Source organism: Pseudonocardia sp. SID8383 (assembly GCF_009864975.1).
Taxonomy (GTDB): Bacteria; Actinomycetota; Actinomycetes; order Mycobacteriales; family Pseudonocardiaceae; genus Pseudonocardia; species Pseudonocardia alni.
On record NZ_WWFY01000056.1, the window covers coordinates 1 to 948 of the forward strand.

Sequence of the window (948 nt, forward strand, 5' to 3'; positions counted from 1 at the left end):
CGCAGTCCGCAGCGACGCGGTCAGCTCCACGGCCCCGCCGTCGCGGGCGACCCGGGTGCAGCGGGGGAGCACGGTGTCCGGGTCGCCCCGCACGATCACCAGCTCGCCGGGGTCGTGCGCGTCGCGCAGCACCATCGCCGAGCGCCGCCGGGAGTGGTCGAACGGCAGCTCCTCGACCCGGGTGAGCAGGCCGTGGGCCAGCAGCGCCGACCCGTCCCGGTCGGCGGCGGACACGGCGTCGTCGAGGCCGTCGCGCGGGGTGGTCTGGAAGCGCACCGCGACCGCGGCCGCGTCGGCCGGGGCGGGGTCGGGGCGGCCGTCGACGTCGACGGAGTGGGTGAACACCACCCGGTCCTCCGTGAGCGTGCCGGTCTTGTCCAGGCAGGCGACGTCGATCGAGCCGAGGTCGTGGATGGCCTCCGGGCGGGTCACCAGCACCCCAAACTCGCGCAGCCGGGCCGCGCCGCGCAGCAGCGTGGTCCCGACGATCAGCGGCAACAGCTCCGGGGTCAGGCCGACCGTCACGACGACGGCGAACAGCAGCGCCTGCCGCACGTCACCGGACACCTCGACGTTCACCAGCAGCACCAGCGGCGCCGCGAGCAGCATGCAGCGCACCAGCGCCCGCCGCACCGACCGCAGTCCCCGATCCACCTCGGACTCCGGACGGGGACGGCGGCCGCGCCCGGCCAGCTCCTCGGTGTGGGTGTGCGCCCCGGTGGCCAGCACGACCGCCGTCGCGGTGCCGCGGACCACGGTGCTCCCGGCGAACAGCAGCGCCGGGAGCGCGGTGAGCGGGCCGTCGTCGGTCCCTGCCCGCGACGGCCGTCGCCGCGGCGCCGGGCGCGGCTCCCGCGACGACGGGGGCGCCTTCGTCACCGGTAGCAGCTCTCCGGACAGCGACGACTGGTCGACCAGCAGGTCCCGGGCGTGCAGCAGCCGCGCGTC

Annotated in this window: 1 pseudogene; it reads right to left on the bottom strand. The window is 76.9% G+C overall.

The features are described 5' to 3' along the window. A pseudogene (locus GTW08_RS01520) lies at window positions 1–948 on the bottom strand (magnesium-translocating P-type ATPase); the annotation flags it as partial.